Source organism: Devosia sp. (genome assembly GCF_014860165.1).
Classification (GTDB): domain Bacteria; phylum Pseudomonadota; class Alphaproteobacteria; order Rhizobiales; family Devosiaceae; genus Devosia.
On record NZ_JACZKG010000003.1, the window covers coordinates 63,279 to 80,010 of the forward strand.

Consider the following 16,732-nt stretch of genomic DNA (forward strand, 5'->3'; position numbering starts at 1 on the left):
GGAACGACACATGAAGAACGTGACGCTGCAAGTCAGCGATCTCCTCAGCATTTTAGATTTTGCGGCAGTCCAAAAGCGCCTTGGTGCGCTGCCCGGAGTCCAGAGGGTTGCCATGAATGCCGGGTCCAGCACGGCCAGCATTGCCTTCGACGAAGCTGTTACCAGTCCGGAGCGCCTGGCGCGGGAAATTGAAGCCTGCGGCTTCCATTGCAGAGGCGAGATCGCACCCCGGCACGTGTGTGTTCCGGACCAGACCGCTGTCAGCGTCACCGACCCGCGGGCGCCGTCTCACGCCGAACATATGGACCACCGCGCCTCGGGTCACATCCACCAGGAAGCAGTGTCTCCCAGCCCGAAAGGCAAGCCGGATCACGACGCCATGGCCCACGACATGGGCCATGGCGCGGGCATGGACATGCAGGACATGGTCCGGGACATGCGCAATCGCTTCCTGGTCAGCCTCATTTTCACGCTGCCGATACTTGCCATGGATCCGATGGGGCTAGCTGAGCCGCTTTTCGAGCCCCCCTTTGGCATGAGCATGAACGTCACGATGTTCCTGTTCGCCACCGCGGCGATTATCTACCCGGTTTGGCCGTTCCTCGTCTCCGCTTGGCGTGCCTTGCGGAACCGCGTGCTCAATATGGCAGTCCTCGTTGTTCTCAGTGTGGGCACTGGCTATCTCTTCAGTGTCGGTTCGACGTTCTTCTTCGATGGGGCCCAGTTCTACGAGGCCGCGGCCATCCTGCTCGTCTTCATTCTTCTCGGACACTGGCTCGAGATGCGAGCGCGTGCCGGCGCATCGGCGGCGATCCGAGCTCTTCTGGACCTTGCTCCGCCGAAGGCCACGGTGCTTCGCGACGGGGTCGAACGCGAGGTCCCGACGTCGGAGGTGGTCCTGGGTGACATCGTTGTCCTGCGGCCGGGCAACAAGCTGCCCGTCGATGGTGAAGTCATCGAGGGCGAGTCCACAATCGACGAGTCAATGCTTACGGGCGAGTCCATGCCCGTGACGAAGACAGTTGGTGATGCAGTGATCGGCGCCACCATCAACAAGAGCGGCACCCTGCGGTATCGCTCGACCAAGGTTGGTGCAGACACGGCGCTGGCACAGATCGTCAAGCTTGTGCAGGAGGCACAAAATTCAAAGGCGCCGGCCCAACTCCTTGCCGACCGTGCGTCCCAATGGCTGGTCCTGGCGGCGATCCTCATCGGCCTTCTCACCTTTGCGGTGTGGTTCTGGGTCTTGGGGCAACCGCTTCTATTTGCCCTTACACTGACGATTACGGTGTTCGTTATCGCCTGTCCCGACGCCCTGGGGCTGGCGACGCCGATGGCCGTCATGGTGGGAACGGGCCTTGGTGCGTCCAACGGCATCCTGTTCAAGAACGCGTCGGCGCTCGAGGACGCGACCAAGCTCGATGTAATCGTCTTCGACAAAACCGGCACGCTCACGATGGGTCAGCCCAAAGTCATTGACGTGGTTCCTGCATCAGGAGTCACTGAGGACGAACTGGTCGGGATAGCGGCGGCGATCGAGCAGAACTCAGATCACCCAATCGCTCTCGCGATCCTGGAGCGGGCCGCCGATCTGAAGCGGCCGGACCTGGCCCATTTCAACTATATGGACGGTCGCGGCGCCAGCGCCGAGATTGATAGCGCCGTCGTATTCGTCGGCAACCGGCGGCTCATGGACGAGAACACGGTCGAGCTCGGCGAACTCGGCCAGAAGGCCGAGGTTCTCAAGGGCGAGGGACGGACGGTGACCTACATCGCCCGGTCCGGCAAGCTGCTCGGCCTCATCACCGTAGCCGACGCCCCGCGTCCGACTTCGGCGGCGACGATTGCCAAATTACACGAGCAGGGTGTCCGGATCGCCATGCTCACCGGCGATAACGCTGGAACGGCCAAGCGCATAGCCGACCTGCTCGGTATCGACATCATCCTTGCTGACGTTCTACCGGGGCAAAAGGCGGAGAAAATCAAGGAGCTCCAGAGCCAGGGGCTGAAAGTCGGTATGGTCGGGGACGGGGTGAACGATGCCCCCGCACTGATACAGGCTGATGTGGGCTTTGCCATCGGCGCCGGTACCGACGTGGCCATCGAAAGCGCCGACATCGTGCTTATGAAGAGCGACCCGTTCGATGTCGTCGGCGCCATGACGCTTTCCAAGGCGACGTTGCGAAAGATGCACCAGAACCTCTGGTGGGCCGTGGGCTACAACGTCATCGCGTTCCCGATCGCGGCAGGCGTGTTCTACCCGTTCGTCCTCAGTCCGCAGATTGCCGCCCTGGCGATGTCGGGCAGTTCGGCGCTCGTTGCGATCAATGCCCTCCTGCTCAAACGAACCAGGCTGGATGGCATCCGCCCCGCAACATCGCAGTCGGGTCGATCAGGCGAGTTGGTCGAGCCGGGGAGGGGGCAATGACCGAACTCCGCCCCCTCCTGTTCGCACTGCCGGGCAATGAAGATATGGCTGCTGCGCTGGCCTCTCACATGGATGCCGAGCTTGGAGAGATCGAAACTCGCCGTTTTCCCGACGAAGAGACTTATCTCCGCCTCTTGACCAACCCGGCAGGACGGTCGATCGCTCTGGTCTGCACCCTGGATCGTCCCGACCTCAAGTTCCTGCCTATCGTCTTTGCAGCATCAGCAGCACGGCAGCTCGGTGCCATCAGAGTTGGGCTGGTGGCGCCGTACCTCTCGTATCTGCGCCAAGACAAGCGCTTCCGTGACGGCGAGGCAATCACCTCTGAGGGCTTCGCCAAGGCACTTTCTTCGGAGGTTGACTGGCTGGTCACTGTCGATCCGCACCTGCATCGGTACGGTTCGTTGGACGCCATTTACAGCATCCCGTCTAGCGCTGTCGCTGCGGCTCCCGCCATTGCAACCTGGATCTCAGCAAATGTGCCTGACCCGCTGCTTATCGGGCCAGACAGCGAAAGTGATCAATGGGTGGCGAGCGTCGCCGCGCTCGTCGGAGCGCCCTACAAGGTCCTCATTAAGGAGCGACTCGGCGACCGCAACGTCCGGATTTCCGTGCCAGAACTTGAGGGGTTGACGGGTCGGACCCCCGTGCTTGTCGACGACATCGCGTCCTCCGCTCAAACCATGCTGCAAGCAACCCGACTGCTGCGCGAAAGAACCTCCGAACCTACGATCTGCATCGCCGTGCATGCCCTGTTTGCCCAAGAGAGCTTCGCCGAACTTGATGCAGTGGCCGGAGCGGTCGTCACTACCAACACCGTGTTGCACGCCTCGAACGCAATCGATGTCTCACCTGCTATCGCGCTCGATGCGGCACGTTTGATCAACGCTCCTCCGCCGTCCCGTACCGATCAGCGCCGTCCCGCCTTCGTGCAGACGCCCATTCTGGACGTCGGCAAATAGACTTCAGTTCCACCTGTCCGAACAGAACATCACCAAATTTTGGAGGGCCGATTTCGGCGTCAAAGACATGACAATTGCCAACGCCACAGACACGACAACTGCGACAAGCTCGTCGTCTTCCGGGTCGGGAAAACTTGGACTATTCGCACTTACGGCTGTCGTCGTAGGATCAATGATCGGGTCAGGCGTCTTCAGCCTGCCACAGAACATGGCCGCCGGTGCGGCCCCGCTGGCGATCATCATCGGCTGGTTGATCAGCGGCGTAGGCATCCTGGCGCTTGCCTTCGTCTATCTGAGCCTGTCTCGGCGAAAGCCGGCGCTGGACGCGGGGCCCTATGCCTACGCCAAGGCCGGCTTTGGCCCGTTTATCGGCTTCAACAGCGCCTGGGGCTATTGGCTCTCCGCCTGGATTGGCAACGTCTCCTACGCAGTGGTCATGTTCAGTGCGCTGTCTTACTTCTTTCCACCCTTCGGCGAGGGCAACACCTGGCAGGCCATCGTCGGTGCATCGGCTGTGCTCTGGCTTGTTCACGCCCTGATACTATCGGGCGTGCAGACGGCGGCCCTCGTTAACCTGATCACCACTATCGCCAAGATCGCCCCGCTGGTTTTGTTTGTCGTTCTCGCGGTCGTCGCCTTCAAGGTCGATGTCTTCACCCTCGATTTCACCGGTGCCAGCAACCTGGAGCTCGGCTCAATACTCAACCAGGTCAGGAGCACGATGCTGGTCACGCTATGGGTGTTCATCGGGGTCGAGGGCGCGAGCGTGGTCTCCGGCCGCGCAGAACGCCGATCCGACGTCGGCTTCGCGACCATGGTGGGCTTCTTCGTGGCGCTCGTCCTCTACGCCCTGATTTCCCTGGTGTCGCTCGGAGTGATGACGCAGCCGGAGCTTGCCGCGCTGAAGAACCCGTCAATGGCGGGGGTGCTTGAGTATATTGTCGGTCCCTGGGGTGCGATCCTCGTCAACGTCACGCTGGTCGTCTCGGTGCTCGGGGCATTCCTCAGTTGGAACCTGCTCGCCGCTGAAGTCCCGCATGTCGCTGGTCGCGACGGCACGATGCCGCGCTTCTTAGCCGGCGAGAATAAGCGTGGCGCTCCGGCGACGTCGCTTTGGGTGACCAATGGGCTGGTGCAGGTCTTTCTGATCGTCGCCCTTTTTGCCAACAGTACCTACACGGCCCTGTTCTATATTGCGTCGACGGCCATCCTGGTCCCGTACGTCTTTTCCGGCGCCTATGCCGCTAAGCTCGCGATCACGGGAGAGGGCTATCGAACCGGGGAAAGCCGGACGCGCGACCTCATAGCGGGGCTCGTCGCAACCGCCTATGGTGTCTGGCTGGTTTACGCCGCGGGCCCGACCTACCTGTTCATGGCGGCGATGCTCTATGCCCCAGGGATCATATTCTACGTCATCGCTCGCCGCGAGAATGGCCAGAAAAGCTTCAACGGCCTCGAGGCTGTACTGGCCGTCGGCCTCGTCCTCGCTGGCCTGGCCGCCGCCTACCTCATCTGGAACGGGAGCATCAGCCCACTATGAACGCGATACCGAACACTTCCACGACCCGGCTGGGTGCTTACTCAGAAGTGGGCCGCCTCCGCGAGGTGATGGTCCACAGGCCGGACTTGAGTCTGCAACGGCTAACCCCCGACAATCGCGAGGCGCTACTTTTCGACGACGTCCTCTGGGTCAAGAAGGCGCGCCAGGAGCATGACGCCTTCGTTGATACGATGCGCGAGCGAGGCGTTACTGTTCTTGACTTCGGAACACTGCTCGGGGAAACGCTGGCGCTCGCTGAGGCCCGGCGATGGGTCCTCGACAGGAGAGTCAGCGCCGCCACGGTCGGAGAGGACATGGTCGGCGAGATGCGAGGCTGGCTGGACGAGATGCCGGCAGTCGAGCTTGGCCGGTTTCTGATCGGCGGCATCGCTCGCGCGGAGCTTCCATTCACCCCGACGGGCCTGGCAGGGCGGACCATGGAGCCGCAGGACTTTGTCCTGCCGCCGCTGCCTAACCAGATGTTTACCCGCGACAGCTCGTGCTGGATCCACGGCGGCGTCACGATCAATCCAATGTTCTGGCCGGCTCGCCGACCAGAGGCGACGAACGTGGAAGCTGTCTATCGCTTCCATTCGCATTTTCGTGACGCGGAATTCGAAACCTGGTGGGACGGTTCGGATGGGACCGGTATCGCCACCCTTGAGGGCGGCGACGTCATGCCGGTGGAAAACGGTGTCGTTCTTATCGGGATGGGGGAGCGGACGACGCCGCAGGCCGTGGCGACGCTAGCCAAGCGCCTCTTCGCCAAGGGTGTCACGACAAGGATCATCGCTGCGTTGATGCCACGCGACCGCTCCTTCATGCATCTCGATACTGTCTTCACCTTTTGCGATCGCGACCTTGTGACGATTTACCCACCTGTCGTCGAGCGCATCCGGGCGTTCTCGCTCCGCCCCGGCACCGGACCTAACGGCATTGAGATTACAGCGGAAAGCGCTCCGTTTGTCGAGGTCGTCCAAAAGGCGCTCGGCCTCGATCATCTTCGGGTCGTCGCCACCGGTGGCGACAGCTACGAGGCCGAGCGCGAGCAGTGGGATGACGGCAACAACGTGGTGGCAATCGAGCCTGGTGTCGTCATCGGCTACGACCGCAACGTCTACACCAACACCCTGCTCCGGCGGGCGGGCATCGAAGTGATTACTGTCGCAGGGTCCGAGCTTGGACGAGGGCGCGGCGGCGGCCATTGCATGACCTGTCCGATCGCTCGCGATCCCCTCTGATACAAGGAAGACCTTGCCATGCCGATCAATCTTCGTGGCCGTAGCTTGCTGACGCTGGACGATTACTCGCCGGGCGACATCCGGTTCCTTATTCGTCTGGCTGCCGAGCTGAAGGCCGCCAAGCAGGCGGGAACCGAAAGGCCGAAGCTTGCCGGCCGCAACATCGCACTCATCTTCGAAAAGGACTCAACGCGTACCCGCACTGGCTTCGAAGTTGCGGCCTATGATCAGGGCGCCCACGTGACCTATCTCGGCCCGACGGGGAGCCAGATCGGACACAAGGAGTCGATGAAGGATACGGCCCGCGTGCTGGGCCGTATCTACGACGCGATCGAGTATCGCGGCTTTGGTCAAAAGACGGCGGAAGAGCTCGCCGCCTATGCGGGGGTACCCGTCTATAACGGCCTGACCAACGAGACGCATCCCACGCAGACGCTTGGCGATTTCATGACCATGCGCGAGTTCACCCACAAGCACCTTTCGGGACTGGTGGTGGTGTTTCTTGGCGACGGGCGTAACAACGTTGCCCAGTCACTCGCCTTGGGTGCTGCCAAGGTCGGTATCGATATGCGCATCGCGGCTCCCCGCAGCTTGTGGCCCGACGATGGCTTCATCGGCCATCTCAGAGCGCTGGGCGCAGAAACCGGAGGTCGGCTCACCGTGACCGAGGACGTCGCCGAGGCGGTACGGGGCGCTGATTTCGTATACACCGACGTTTGGCTTTCGATGGGCGAGGACGAGGCGGCCTGGGCGGATCGCATCCGCGAACTCACGCCCTACCGCGTCACTCGTGACGTCATGGTCGCGACCGGCAACCCTCACACCAAGTTCATGCACTGCCTGCCGGCCTTCCATAACGCGGAAACCGAGGTCGGCGCCGACATCGCCAAGCGCTTCGGTATCGACTGCATGGAAGTCACGGACGAGGTATTCGAGTCTGCCGCCTCGATAGTGTTCGACCAGGCGGAGAACCGCATGCACACCATCAAGGCGATCCTTGTCGCCACGATCGGTGGGTGAGGTCATGCGAGTGGTAGTGGCCCTTGGCGGCAACGCCCTTCTTCGCCGCGGTGAACCTATGTCGGCGGACGTGCAGCGGGACAATGTGCGCCGCGCCGCGGGCTCCCTTGCTGAGTTGGTGAGGGCTGGCCATCAGTTGGTCGTCACCCATGGCAACGGGCCGCAGGTCGGACTTCTGGCTCTTCAGGCTGCCGCTCAAAAGCCGGACGAGAGCTATCCCCTCGACATTCTAGGCGCCGAGACCGAAGGGATGATCGGTTACCTGATCGAGCAGGAGCTCGAAAATGCACTTCCGGACGGACCAAAGGTCGCCACGCTTCTGACACAAGTCGAAGTGGATCCGAACGACGCTGCATTCGGGCGGCCGACCAAGCCGGTGGGTCCGGTCTACAGCAAGGCCGAGGCAGAAAAACTGGCTGCAGATCGTGGCTGGAGCATCGCTCCGGATGGCGATAAGTTTCGCCGTGTCGTGCCCTCGCCGCCACCGCGTCACATACCCGACGTCGATCTCATCACGCTCCTGCTCGACGCCAACGTCATCGTAATCTGCGCAGGCGGAGGTGGAATACCTGTCGTCCGTCGGCCGGACGGAAGCCTGATCGGCGTGCAAGCGGTAATCGACAAGGATCGAACTGCGAGCCTCCTCGCACAGGAGATCGGTGCGGAGGCCCTGCTGCTTCTGACTGATGTCGATGCCGTCTATCTCGACTGGGGAAAGCCGGGTCAAAGGGCACTTCGGCGCGTCACGCCGCAATCCATGGCGGACGAAAAGTTTGCAGCAGGGTCGATGGGGCCCAAGGTCGAAGCCGCGTGCGCGTTCGTGGACAGCTCTGGCGGCATCGCTGGTATCGGTCTTCTGGATCGAGCCCTCGAAATCCTTGAGGGCAGGGAGGGAACCTTAATCCTTCCGACCGATGCGCCTGCGCATGGAAGCGCGCGACATGACACCTAAACGTTCGAGTGCCGAGCAGGGTGTGCGGCCCACGGTTCTGGCGGCGCTAATGCTCGGACTGTTCTCTGTGTCGCTTGGGTATGGAGCCATCCTGCCAATGTTGCCAGACCGGATCGCGCGTGTCACAGGGCTAGCGGGAGATGCGTCGGCCCTATCGCAGACCACCGGGATTCTTACGGGTCTTTACACAGCGGCACTGTTCGTCTTCGCGCCACTATGGGGGTGGATTTCGGATCGCTACGGCCGTCGCAAGGTCTTGGTCATCGGCCTCGCGGGCTTCGGCGCGACGATGGCGACGTTCTCCCTTTTCGAGGGCTCCATGACGCTCTATGCGGAACGCTTTCTGACGGGATTATTCGCGGCTGCCATAGCTCCCGTGGCGCTCGCCATCGTTGCTGACTTGGCCAGCGCTGACGAGGAGCGTGCCCGGCGTCAATCGCTCGTGACCTTAGCCGGAATGGCGGGATTTTTAGTGGGGCCCATGGCCGGTGCTGTACTGGCTCAGTCTGTTAGTGTCCTGCCGGAAAGCGGCCCATTTGCACCACAGTCATTGCCTTTGGTGGCAACCGGAATTCTCAGTCTTGCCGCCTCTATTGTGGTTCTGATGGCGGTTCCGACAGTTCGGCGGCGGCTAGCGTCGGGCGCGATCGGGGCCACCGGAACGCGGCCCGAGCCACACCTCATTTGGCGTCTTCTCATCGTGAGCTTTGTCGTTGCGGCGTCGGTCGGGGTCGTTGAGGTTGGTCTGGTGCTGCGAGGACAGCGGGAGGGGCTGACGGCCTACCAGATAGCGACGATGTTCTCCGAATGCAGCCTGGTAATGTTCATCGTGCAGGCCATCGTCTTCTCTCCTCTCGTAAAGCCAGAGGCAACGCGCTGGCTCATCGCCCCTGCGCTGCTGGTGTTGGCGGTAGCACTATTTCTTCTTCCTAGAACATCTGACTACCTCCTCATGCTCGCCCTCGTTGGCGCCGTGGCATCCAGCGCCGGCATACTTTCCCCGATCGTGACCTACTGGATCTCCAGCAAGGCTGGAGCCGCCCAAGGCGCACTGCTCGGCCGACAAACGGCGGCGGCGAGCCTTGGAGCAACATTCGGTTCCGTCGCCGGTGGAGTGCTGTTCGATCTGCCCTACATTAAGGATGCTTCGTTTCTCGTTGCAGCGGTCGCCGTGCTGCTCGGGCTGCTGGCGGCGTTCGGGCTGCCCAATCTGTTGCGGCCGAAAGAGCATGCGTCTGTTTCTGGAAGTTCGGGGGCCCCGCGTTGAAGAACTCTTGCAAAGCCTTTGGTGCCATAGCGCAGGGGGCACAAACGAGAGCACGGCGCATGTTAGAGCGCCGACCTGCATTTGCCCGTCAGTGGTCGAATGCATTGGCGTGGGAGGAAGTTGACCATGGGATCTAGCGATGTGGCCACCCCAGGCACTGGCGCTGTACGGCCATTGGCCGCCCGGCTAAATCAGCAGTGTTTTTGTGTGACGATCGACCCGGAGAAGCTGGCCAAATCGCTCGACGATGAAGCCGGTGAACCAGGCTTTTTCAGGCACCTTGCTGCGGATCGTCCGCATCTATTTTCGAACCTGCCGGTGTTCATTGGACACGCCGCACTCGACGAAATGGTCGCCATTGTCGAGGCTATCGAAACCGTCGGGCGCCTTCCCCAATACCGGGAAGAGGTGTTGTCGTGGGCCCCCGTGAGTTCACGGATTGATCACGGTCCGGTCGGCGCTCTGATGGGCTATGACTTCCATCTGACAGCAGACGGGCCCAAGCTGATTGAGATCAACACCAATGCTGGGGGCGCATTTCTAAATGCTCACCTGGCGCGAGCTCAGGCAGCTTGCTGTTCGGATGTCAGGATCGACCGCCGGTTAATCGACGAGTTCGACGCGAACATCGCGGCTATGTTCATCAAGGAGTGGCGGCGCCAGCGTGGCGATGGCGCCCTCGCCACGATCGTCATCGCAGATGATGCGCCCAACGAGCAGTACCTGTATCCGGAGTTTGTGCTAGCGAGAGAGCTTCTCATCCGCCAGGGCTTTGAAGCGCATATCGCCGATCCAGGCGACCTTGACGTCCGCGATGGCGCCCTTTGGCTGGAAAACACCCGCGTAGACCTCGTCTACAATCGGCTGGTCGATTTCGCCTTGGAGGCACCTCACCATTCTGCGTTGCGAGAGGCCTATACCGACGGGCTCGCCGTCGTCACGCCAAGCCCCTTTCACCATGCCGTGCTGGCCAATAAGCGCAACCTCACCCTTCTTTCAGATCCGGAATCGCTTCGGACGTTTGGTGTAACGGCCGATGTGCTTGCCCGCCTTGCGGGCGTCCCGCTCACACGCCTTGTCACTCATGAGAACGCTGACGAGCTATGGCAGGCGAGGAAGACAATGTTCTTCAAGCCGCTCTCCGGCCATGGGAGCAAGGCGGTATACCGCGGCGACAAGCTCACGAAGGGTGTGTGGGCAGATATCGTCAAAGGTGGGTTCGTCGCCCAAGCGTTTGTGCCACCCGGGGAAAGGATCATCGAACTGGACGGGCAGCGCGTTCCTCGCAAGGTTGATGTCCGCCTCTACACCTATGCAGCCCAGCCCCTGCTGGTTGCGGCACGCGTCTATCAGGGACAGGCCACCAATCTCAGGACGCCCGGCGGCGGATTTGCGCCGGTCCTGATTGTGTAACGCCAACAGTCGAGGAGCAGCACATGGCCGAGAGCAACCCCCAACTCGTCCTCACGCTCAACGGCGGCTCGTCGAGTCTGAAATTCGCCCTATACACAGCCGGAAAGTCGGCTCCGGACCTGCGCGGGCAGTTTGACCGACTTGGGCGATCCGGCACTACATTCAACGTGCGGATGGCCAGGCAGCCTCAAGAGGCCCGGCCAGTCAAGGCCAACGACCATGCCACGGCGCTTGCCCATCTGTTCGACTGGCTCAAGACGCCAATGAAGGGTGCCAAGCTCGCTGCCATCGGCCATCGCATCGTCCATGGCGGGCCCCGCTATCGCACCCATAATGTCGTGGATGACGAACTCTTCGATGAACTTCGGCGCATAGTGGACTACGCACCCGAGCATCTTCCCGCCGAGATCGCGATGCTGCAATTCTGTCGCGAACGACACCCCGGCGTCCTGCAAATCGCCTGCTTCGACACTGCGTTCCATCGCGACATGCCTGCGGTTGCGCGCCTCCTGCCCCTGCCGCGGCGCTTCGTGGGGGTGGAGCGCTACGGCTTTCACGGCCTCTCCTACAGCTTTCTGCTGCAGGAGCTCGAACGGTCACTCGGCCAGGAGGCGGCCGGCGGGCGGCTGGTTCTCGCTCACCTGGGCAATGGAGCAAGCCTCGCGGCCGTCCATGGCGGCCGCAGTGTCGACACCTCGATGTCGTTTACGCCAGCTGCAGGCATTCCGATGGGGACCCGGACCGGCGATATCGACCCCGGCCTCGTTCGGTACCTGGCTAAGACGGAAGGGATGGACGCAGAGGCATTCGACCACATGGTCAACCACGAGGCGGGGCTGCTGGGGGTTTCCGGAACGAGTTCAGACCTGCGCGAGCTGCTCGCCGCGGAGGCGACCGATCATCGCGCGGCCGAAGCCGTCGCGCTCTTCTGCTATCGCATCAAGCAGGCCGTAGGCGGGTTTGCGGCGGTGCTGGGCGGGATCGACAGGCTCGTCTTCACTGGCGGGATCGGGGAGAACGCACCCGTGATCCGCGAGCGTGTTTGCGGCGGGCTCGAATTTCTCGGAATTGCGCTCGATCAAGGTTTCAACGCGCAAGGCCGTGCAATCATCTCCACGCCTTCCAGCGCGGTTCCTGTCCATGTGATGGCAACTGACGAGGAGGCGATCATCGCTGAAGCCGTCGCTGCCCATCTGCAGCAGGAGAACCTTGCGTCATGACGCCCCTTAATCCCGAGCTTCTGAGCCGGATCGACGCCTATTGGCGCGCCGCCAACTACCTGTCCGTTGGGCAAATCTACCTACGGGACAATCCGCTGCTGCGCGAGAAACTGACGCTGGCGCATGTCAAGCCGCGCCTGCTCGGGCACTGGGGGACGACGCCCGGCCTCAATTTCATCTATGTGCATCTCAATCGCATTATCAGAGAGCTAGACCTCAACGCGATCTATGTCACCGGACCGGGGCATGGCGGACCGGGCCTGGTGGCCAATACCTACCTTGAGGGCACCTATAGCGAATTCTACCCCGAGGTCAGTGAAGACCTGGCGGGCCTCAAGCGGCTGTTCACCCAGTTCTCCTGGCCGGGCGGCATCCCCAGCCATGTGGCTGCCGAGGTCCCCGGCTCTATCAACGAGGGGGGCGAGCTGGGCTATTGCCTGATGCATGCCTATGGCGCCGCGTTCGACAATCCGGACCTGATCGTCGCCTGCGTCGTGGGTGACGGCGAAGCCGAGACCGGGGCGTTGGCGACGAGTTGGCACTCCAACAAGTTCCTGAACCCCGTTCGCGACGGCGCGGTGCTGCCGATCCTGCACCTCAATGGCTACAAGATCGCCAGCCCGACCATCCTCTCGCGGATCAGCCATGATGAAATCGAGGCCTTGTTCCGAGGTTATGGCTATGCACCCTTTTTCGTCGAAGGCAGCGACCCCCACGAGATGCACCAGAAGATGGCGGCCACGCTCGATGCCGCCATGGCCGACATTCGGGCGATCCAGGCCGAGGCGCGCGCCAATGGCTTTTCCCGTCGACCGGCCTGGCCGATGATCGTGCTCCGCTCGCCCAAGGGCTGGACGGGACCTGCCGAAGTCGATGGTAAACCGACCGAGGGGTCCTGGCGATCGCACCAGGTGCCGCTGGCCAAGCTTGCCGAGGATCCGGGCCATCTCGCCGTGCTCGAAACCTGGCTGCGCAGCTACCGGCCGGAGGAGCTGTTCGACGAGGGCGGCCGGCTCGTCGACGAGCTTGCAGACCTGCCGCCGCGCGGAACGCGCCGCATGGGCGCCAACCCGCATGCCAATGGCGGCCTGCTGCTCAAGGACCTCAAGCTGCCGGACTTTCGCGATTATGCCGTTGCCGTGCCGGCACCGGGGGCGGTCGTGGCCGAGGCCACGCGCCATGCCGGGCAATTCCTGCGCGATGTCCTGCGGCTCAATGACGATGCGCAGAACTTCCGTGTCTTCGGACCGGACGAAACCGAGTCAAACCGGCTAGGGGCGGTGTTCGAGGCCACCGATCGCGTGTTCACAGGGGAACTGATCGCCAGCGACAGCCAGATATCGCCCAATGGACGGGTGATGGAGGTGCTGAGCGAGCATCTCTGCCAGGGTTGGCTCGAGGGCTACCTGCTGACCGGCCGGCACGGGTTTTTTTCCTGCTACGAGGCTTTCATCCACATCGTGGATTCCATGTTCAACCAGCACGCCAAGTGGCTGAACGTCTCGCGCGAGATCGCATGGCGCAAGCCGATCGCCTCCCTCACCTATCTGCTGACGTCCCATGTCTGGCGGCAGGACCACAATGGCTTCAGCCATCAGGACCCTGGCTTCATCGATCATGTGATGAACAAGAAAGCAGATATCGTCCGGGTCTATCTGCCGCCGGACGCCAATACCCTGCTATCGGTGGTCGATCACTGCCTGCGGAGCCGCGACTACATCAATGTGATCGTGGCGGGCAAGCAGCCGGCGCCACAATGGCTGGATCGCGACGCGGCGGTGCAGCATTGCACCGATGGCGTGGGGGTATGGGACTGGGCCTCGACCTGCGGCGACGAGGAGCCGGATGCGGTGATTGCCGCGGCCGGCGATGTGCCCACGATGGAAGCGCTGGCGGCGACCATGTTGCTGCGGGAGCATTTTCCCGAGCTAAAGCTGCGCTTCGTCAACGTGGTCGACCTCATGACCCTGCAGGCGCCCAGCCAGCATCCGCATGGGATTGAGGATGCGTCGTTCGACGCCATGTTCTCTAGGAGTGCGCCAGTCGTCTTTGCCTATCACGGCTATCCGGCGCTGATTCACCGCCTGACCTATCGGCGCACCAACCACCAGAACTTCCACGTGCATGGCTTCCAGGAAGAGGGGACCACCACGACGCCCTTTGACATGGCCGTGCTGAACCAGATCGACCGTTTCCATCTGGCTCGGGCGGTGGTCGATCGCGTGCCGGCGCTCGTGTCCCGTCGGGCCGAGTTTTCAGCCTGGATAGACACAAGGCTGGCGGCCCATGACAGCTTCATCCGCGAGAACGGCGAGGATATGCCCGAGATCCGCGACTGGACGTGGCGGCCTTTGCAAGTTCAGAACTGAGGGTAACATCTATCATAGGGGCGAAAGATGGTCACCTACAAGTACTCGGCGAACTACTCTGGGCGGCTTCCGGTGTCAGACAAGGATGCCTTCGAATTCCTTGACGATCAGTCCAACCTTTCTGCTCACATGGGCGAAAAGTCCTGGATGATGTTGGGTTCGACCATGGATATCTTCATGGATGCGCTTCGAACGCGTGAGGTGGGATCTGAGTTCGGCTTCAAGGGCAGTATCGTCGGCGTGCCCCTCTTCGTTCGTGAAGTGGTGACATTACGCCAACCTCCGAGATCCAAGCGGTGGAAGACGGTCGGCGACCCTGTCCTCTGGGTCATCGGAGCCTACGAAATGTGCTTCGAGATCCGACCCGAAACTGATGGGGCAAGCCTAACCGTCGGTATCAGCTACGAGAGGCCACAGCGTGGCTTCCCACGTTTTCTGTCCATCTTCTTCCATCGAGCCTATGCAAGGTGGTGCACCAAGAAGATGGTTGTGGACGCGCAGCGGCATTTTTCCGCCAGGGCGCGCTCTCAACTCCCCACCCGTGTGCGGTGAACTTTTGAATGCCGAGCCCATTCTGCTTGGTTGCGAAGCCCCATTGTTCTTCTACCCAGCTCAACGCGGCGAGCACACTTCTCACCGCATATAAGCTTCTGTCGCGTAGCGGCGCATCATGCGATGGCTGTTGAAGGTCGGGCCGATCTTGCTGATGGACTGCTTCATCATCCAGATCCAGCGAGCCCGATCTTGGTATAGCGGTAGGACAACATCCTCAAGCTTGCGATAGAGGGCTTCGGCGTCGCCCGCACCGGGTGGCGTACCTTGAATGCCCCAGCCGGTCACGCCTTCGACGCATGCTTCGACCCACCAGCCATCCATGACGCTGAGATTGAGCACACCGTTGAGTGCCGCCTTCATGCCGCTGGTCCCCGACGCCTCGAGCGGTGGCAGCGGCGTGTTCAGCCAGATGTCGGCACCCGAAACGAGCATGCGGGCGAGGGTCATGTCGTATTCGGGCAGGAATACAATCGGGATCGCATCCTGCAATGCACGGATGTGGCGATGCAACTCCTCGATGATCTGCTTGCCGGGGTCGTCGAGGGGGTGTGCGAGTCCCGCAAGTACAACTTGAAACGGCCGGTCGCGGGCGATTTGTTTCAGTCTTGCGAGGTCGGTGAACAGCAGGTTCGGACGCTTGTACGACGTCATGCGGCGGGCAAAACCGATGAGCGGCAAATCAAGCTGCAACTCGGTTCCCGTCCTTTCCCTGATCGTGCCCAGCAACTGGACCTTGGCAGCCTGGTGCGCTGCCCAGATTTCATCATCAGGTATCTGGTCCGCGAGCGCGATGACCTCCGGCTCGTGCGCCCATTGCGGGAACCTCGCCTCGAGCCGGCGCGCCAGTTCGCTATGAACCCAGGTTTGGACATGGACGCCGTTGGTGATCGAGCGAATCTGATAACCGGGGAACAGCCCGCTGGCTGTCTCGGCATGACGCCGCGCCACACCGTTGACGTAGCCGCTGAGGTTAAGCGCAAGGCGGGTCATGTTCAGCCTATCCTCGCCCGCCAATGTCTTGAGTTCCGCCAAGTCGAAGAAGTCCCCCAGCAAGCGCGAGACCAGGCCGTAGTCGAAGCGATCGAACCCCGCCTCGACAGGGGTGTGCGTCGTGAATACGCACCGCTCTCGGACGCTAGGCCGATCATAAACGCTCGGCGAACCCAAGCCTCCCGGTCGATGCGTCTCACGGAGCAGCTGTAAGGCCAGCAGCGCAGCATGCCCTTCATTGAGGTGATAGGTTTGGATCCTAAAGCCGAGCGCGCGCAGCAGGAGCGAACCGCCGATCCCGAGCACGATTTCCTGCTTCAACCGATGGGCATCATCGCCGCCGTAGAGACGATCAGTGATCTGCCGGTCCTCGGCGCTGTTCTGCTCGAGGTCCGTGTCGAGCAGCAGGACGGGCACGACGTTCCCAACCGGGCAGGTGAGCAAGTACAGCCAGGGTCGAACCCAGACGCTACGCCCTTCGATCGACACCGCGATCATCGCCGGCAGAGGTGACGCCCACTCCTCGGGGCGCCATGGGTTGGGCTTGTTGATCTGGTTTTCCTGGACTCCGATCTCCTGCCGGATATAGCCCTCTCGGCTGAGCAAAGTGACGAAGACCATCGGCAGATCGAGATCGGCGGCAGACCGAGCCGTATCCCCAGCCAGCACACCCAACCCGCCACTATAGGTATGGATCTCCGGGCGCAGCGCGATTTCCATCGAGAAATACGCAATTCGGGTCCGATGAAGAAAGGGGACTAGGGCATTCACGGCA

12 protein-coding genes are annotated in these 16,732 nt (G+C 61.9%); 11 read left to right on the top strand and 1 reads right to left on the bottom strand.

Going from position 1 to position 16,732, the window contains the following annotated elements; all coding sequences use genetic code 11:
- Positions 1 to 10 precede the first annotated feature (10 nt).
- The 11 genes from IH615_RS00655 (at position 11) to IH615_RS00705 (ending at position 14,964) form a co-directional block, all read left to right on the top strand.
- Positions 11 to 2,428 carry a cation-translocating P-type ATPase gene (locus IH615_RS00655; RefSeq protein WP_291358997.1) on the top strand — a complete coding sequence of 806 codons (2,418 nt, stop codon included), beginning with the start codon at positions 11 to 13 and terminating at the stop codon, positions 2,426 to 2,428.
- A complete protein-coding gene (locus IH615_RS00660) occupies positions 2,425 to 3,390 on the top strand; it encodes a ribose-phosphate diphosphokinase (protein WP_291358999.1) in 966 nt (321 codons plus the stop codon). Before IH615_RS00655 ends, IH615_RS00660 begins: the two co-directional genes overlap by 4 nt.
- Before the next feature lie 67 nt (positions 3,391 to 3,457).
- A complete protein-coding gene (gene arcD / locus IH615_RS00665; protein WP_291359001.1) occupies positions 3,458 to 4,930 on the top strand; it encodes an arginine-ornithine antiporter in 1,473 nt (490 codons plus the stop codon).
- Entirely contained in the window at positions 4,927 to 6,171 is a 1,245-nt protein-coding gene (locus IH615_RS00670) for an arginine deiminase (protein WP_291359003.1), read from the top strand. Before arcD ends, IH615_RS00670 begins: the two co-directional genes overlap by 4 nt.
- An 18-nt stretch (positions 6,172 to 6,189) precedes the next feature.
- Entirely contained in the window at positions 6,190 to 7,191 is a 1,002-nt protein-coding gene (gene argF, locus IH615_RS00675) for an ornithine carbamoyltransferase (RefSeq protein ID WP_291359004.1), read from the top strand.
- A gap of 4 nt (positions 7,192 to 7,195) precedes the next feature.
- Positions 7,196 to 8,143 (top strand): carbamate kinase, encoded by a 948-nt coding sequence (gene arcC, locus IH615_RS00680; protein ID WP_291359006.1) that lies wholly within the window; start codon positions 7,196 to 7,198, stop codon positions 8,141 to 8,143.
- Complete coding sequence (locus IH615_RS00685; RefSeq protein WP_291359007.1) at positions 8,118 to 9,410, top strand: MFS transporter; 1,293 nt, start codon at positions 8,118 to 8,120, stop codon at positions 9,408 to 9,410. Before arcC ends, IH615_RS00685 begins: the two co-directional genes overlap by 26 nt.
- A gap of 207 nt (positions 9,411 to 9,617) precedes the next feature.
- Positions 9,618 to 10,823, top strand: coding sequence for a hypothetical protein (locus IH615_RS00690; RefSeq protein WP_291359009.1), 1,206 nt, complete (start codon positions 9,618 to 9,620; stop codon positions 10,821 to 10,823).
- A gap of 23 nt (positions 10,824 to 10,846) precedes the next feature.
- A complete protein-coding gene (locus IH615_RS00695; protein ID WP_291359010.1) occupies positions 10,847 to 12,043 on the top strand; it encodes an acetate/propionate family kinase in 1,197 nt (398 codons plus the stop codon).
- Positions 12,040 to 14,412, top strand: coding sequence for a phosphoketolase (locus tag IH615_RS00700; protein ID WP_291359012.1), 2,373 nt, complete (start codon positions 12,040 to 12,042; stop codon positions 14,410 to 14,412). Before IH615_RS00695 ends, IH615_RS00700 begins: the two co-directional genes overlap by 4 nt.
- Before the next feature lie 27 nt (positions 14,413 to 14,439).
- Entirely contained in the window at positions 14,440 to 14,964 is a 525-nt protein-coding gene (locus IH615_RS00705) for an SRPBCC family protein (RefSeq protein ID WP_291359014.1), read from the top strand.
- A gap of 81 nt (positions 14,965 to 15,045) precedes the next feature.
- On the opposite strand, the gene glgP is transcribed toward IH615_RS00705, so the two are convergent.
- Positions 15,046 to 16,728 (bottom strand): alpha-glucan family phosphorylase, encoded by a 1,683-nt coding sequence (gene glgP / locus IH615_RS00710; protein ID WP_291359015.1) that lies wholly within the window; start codon positions 16,726 to 16,728, stop codon positions 15,046 to 15,048.
- Between the last annotated feature and the right edge of the window lie 4 nt (positions 16,729 to 16,732).

What these genes read in the sequence shown, in the direction of transcription:
- IH615_RS00670 (WP_291359003.1), top strand. Translation starts at nt 4,927, where the DNA reads ATGAACGCGATACCGAACACTTCCACGACCCGGCTGGGTGCTTACTCA.
- IH615_RS00660 (WP_291358999.1), top strand. Translation starts at nt 2,425, where the DNA reads ATGACCGAACTCCGCCCCCTCCTGTTCGCACTGCCGGGCAATGAAGAT.
- IH615_RS00655 (WP_291358997.1), top strand. Translation starts at nt 11, where the DNA reads ATGAAGAACGTGACGCTGCAAGTCAGCGATCTCCTCAGCATTTTAGAT.
- arcC (WP_291359006.1), top strand. Translation starts at nt 7,196, where the DNA reads ATGCGAGTGGTAGTGGCCCTTGGCGGCAACGCCCTTCTTCGCCGCGGT.
- IH615_RS00705 (WP_291359014.1), top strand. Translation starts at nt 14,440, where the DNA reads ATGGTCACCTACAAGTACTCGGCGAACTACTCTGGGCGGCTTCCGGTG.
- IH615_RS00695 (WP_291359010.1), top strand. Translation starts at nt 10,847, where the DNA reads ATGGCCGAGAGCAACCCCCAACTCGTCCTCACGCTCAACGGCGGCTCG.
- argF (WP_291359004.1), top strand. Translation starts at nt 6,190, where the DNA reads ATGCCGATCAATCTTCGTGGCCGTAGCTTGCTGACGCTGGACGATTAC.
- IH615_RS00685 (WP_291359007.1), top strand. Translation starts at nt 8,118, where the DNA reads ATGGAAGCGCGCGACATGACACCTAAACGTTCGAGTGCCGAGCAGGGT.
- IH615_RS00700 (WP_291359012.1), top strand. Translation starts at nt 12,040, where the DNA reads ATGACGCCCCTTAATCCCGAGCTTCTGAGCCGGATCGACGCCTATTGG.
- arcD (WP_291359001.1), top strand. Translation starts at nt 3,458, where the DNA reads ATGACAATTGCCAACGCCACAGACACGACAACTGCGACAAGCTCGTCG.